Here is a 3,246-nt window from a genome sequence, read left to right on the forward strand (position 1 = left end):
TGCATCGTCGCGATCGATGTTGCGATTCCTGCCGCGGCTAAGCTCTGAGCTACGACAATCGGTTCAAGAAACCAAGCAACTGAACCAATTAAGCGGCTGCCGGTTGCGGGCATGGCAATCCCCATTAATTCTCGAAGGGTGTCTCTTCCTGATCTTATCGAAGAAAAGAATTTTTTCCGAAATTTAAAATGTTTTTTCAGTTTAAAGCTTGTCAGTAAATAAACCAGAGAGACAAGTTCCCCAATGATCGAGGCAAGCATGGCACCAGCCGCCGCATATTCAATCCCATATGGAAGAAAAGCTTTGGTTAAGACAGCAATGAAGGTAATTCGTGCCACTTGCTCAATGACTTGAGAAAATGCAAAAGGCTGCATGTTTTGTTTTCCTTGAAAATATCCGCGCAAAACAGATGAAATCGCTATAATTGGAACAATAGGGGCAATTGCCCGCAATGGCCAGACGACTCGGGAGTCGGTAAATAGCGTTTCTGAAAGCCAAGGCGCAAAAAGGATTAACAATGGTGTGAATATTAAGGAAAGTGAAAAGGTACATCCTAATGAGACCACGAGTATTTTTTTAATTTTTTGTTCATCGCCTTTGGCATTTGCCTCGGCCACGTACTTAGAGATTGCTACTGGAAGACCGATTTGCGTAATATTGATAACAAGAAATAAGGTCGGAAGGGCCATCATATAGAGCCCGACACCTTCACCGCCAATAAAACGGGCTACAACAATTCGATTGATGAACCCGAGAATACGTACGATTAAACTTGCCAGCAATAAAATCAGAGTTCCCTTGAAAAATTTGGACATTCAGTCATCCCCGCCTTCTCAAAAAAACTGTTTTCATATACAATTAACTATATGAAGAGTTGGACAAAGCATGACAGGCTTCCCGAAATTTGCATAAATAAGCAAGAAGGAAGTTAATTTGAATGGAGGGTTAAGTAGTGGAAACGAACCATCCGTATGAGCATTACTATGCTGAAGTCAGGCCCTTTTTAAAAAGTAAGTACGAAGAATTTAGGATGTACGGCATAAACGAAGTGAGTATCGAGGATATTTGGTTGTGTCTGATTAAGAAGAAATGGAAAAAGCCAAAAGAATCCACCCATCTCTATGAAGTGGCAGCTGATATTATCTCTTTAACCAGCAGTCAGTATATGACGTATAAGACCGTCCAAGCATACCGGTCCATTTCTTCTGAAGATTTAGAAGAAGTGCTGAAAAAGTAAGTCGTCGATTAACCCGCCAAGGCAGCGGGGATTTTTTTTGCCTAAAAAAGGTAAAACCCCTATTCTTAAATTGACAGTTGTTTCAAATTGTCTCATAATAGTGATGTTGCAATTCTTTTAGCGAATTTTGTAAATTTTTGCATGAATAAAATACGGATATAACCAATTAGCTCGCTCATTCAGTTCCTTGAAAGAACCGTTGTTTTACGTTCTTAGATGACGTTTATTGCATCCAGGATATGGCGTGTGAGAAAGAAAGGGGCCAAATACATAATGGTAAAAAGAAGTAGAATACTTGCGTTCTTTTTAATTGCAATTGTCATTTTTGCAGCAATTGGAACGACTTCAAAAGATACTCTAAACAGAATTAAGCTCGGCCTGGATTTACAAGGCGGTTTTGAAGTCTTGTATGAGGTAGATACACTTGATGGCTCGAAGGTGGATGAAGAGGTCCTTACCAGTACCGCTCAAGCCTTAAGCAAACGTATCGATGTTCTCGGTGTAAGTGAGCCGTCGATCCAAGTAGAAGGAAAAGATCGAATCCGTGTGCAGCTGGCTGGTGTTAAAGACCAAGACAACGCACGGAAAATTCTCTCAACTCAAGCGAAATTATCTTTCCGTGATTATAATGACAAAGAAATGATGACTGGTAACGATTTGGCAGAAGGAGGAGCGAAACAAGGCTACTTGGACAATGCACCTGTCGTTGAAGTAACCTTGAAGAACCCGGATAAGTTCAAGAAAATTTCTGAACAAATTTCCGCCATGCCAGAAACTCCCGTTGTAACGAATGTATTAGCAATCTGGTTGGATTTTGAAGAAGGCAAGGATTCGATTCAAAAACCAGAAACAACGGATAATATGATTTCCTCTCCAACGGTAAGGGAAGTATTTACGACGAATAAAGTAAATATTACAGGCAGCTTTACCGTTAAAGAAGCAAAAGAACTGGCTGATTTGTTAAATGCCGGCTCACTGCCCGTTGAACTTACTGAAAAGTACTCGACGTCTGTCGGAGCTCAATTCGGTGAAAAAGCACTCCAAGATACCGTTCTTGCTGGAGTGATCGGGATTGCAGCAATCTTCCTATTCATGCTCGTTTATTACCGTTTCCCAGGCTTTATTGCCGTTGTAACGTTAACCATTTATATTTTCCTTACACTGCTCGTCTTTGATTGGATGAATGCCGTGCTGACGCTCCCTGGGATCGCTGCATTAATTCTCGGAGTCGGGATGGCAGTCGATGCGAATATTATTACCTATGAACGGATTAAGGATGAGCTTAAGCTTGGCCGTTCCGTGAAAGCTGCTTATAAGGAAGGTAATAAAAATTCATTGGCGACCATTACCGATGCCAACTTAACGACATTGCTGGCAGCAGGCGTATTGTTCGTCTATGGAACAAGCTCGGTCAAAGGATTTGCGACCACGCTGATTATCAGTATTTTGATGAGTTTCATTACAGCCGTCTATGGAACACGTTTCTTCATGGGTCTTTGGGTGAATAGCAACATTTTCAACAATCACCCAGGCTGGTTCGGGACAAGAAAGAAAGATATTCATTCTCTAGCTGAGAAGAAAACTCTTTATACCTTGCCGACACATTTTGATAAATTCGATTTTGTGAAGCATAGAAAAAAATTCTACGCCTTTTCAATCGGACTGACGGTAATCGGCATTATCTTCTTGTTTGTCTTTAAATTAAATTTAGGCATTGATTTTACCAGCGGTACTCGGGTTGACTTCACTACAGAGAAAACGCTGACTCAAGAACAAATCAAAGCAGACTTTGATAAGCTAGGCTATGAAACAGAAAATATTGTCCTGTCAGGAAATAATAATGAAGGCGGAATTGTTCGTCTGAGTGAAGAACTGAAGAAAGAGGAAATCTCAGAACTGAAGAAAGAGTTTACCGCTCTTTATAACACTGAGCCCAATATCAGCACCGTCTCTTCAGCTGTTGGGAAAGAATTAGCCAAAAATGCGATGAAAGCCGTAGCGATTGCCTC

At 41.0% G+C, this 3,246-nt stretch carries 3 protein-coding genes; 2 read left to right on the forward strand and 1 reads right to left on the reverse strand.

From position 1 onward, the window contains the following. A partial coding sequence (locus AC52RT_RS09255; protein ID WP_495540470.1) for an oligosaccharide flippase family protein occupies positions 1–815 on the reverse strand: 815 nt, incomplete at its 3' end. A gap of 137 nt (positions 816–952) precedes the next feature. Here AC52RT_RS09255 and AC52RT_RS09260 point away from each other — a divergent pair. Continuing rightward, positions 953–1,237, forward strand: a complete 285-nt coding sequence (locus AC52RT_RS09260) for a post-transcriptional regulator (protein ID WP_495540471.1) — start codon at positions 953–955, stop codon at positions 1,235–1,237. 273 nt (positions 1,238–1,510) lie between these two features. Continuing rightward, positions 1,511–3,246 (forward strand): protein translocase subunit SecD (gene secD / locus AC52RT_RS09265; RefSeq protein ID WP_495540472.1); only part of this gene is annotated, 1,736 nt, incomplete at its 3' end.

The sequence above is a fragment of the Peribacillus sp. genome (assembly GCF_059453735.1).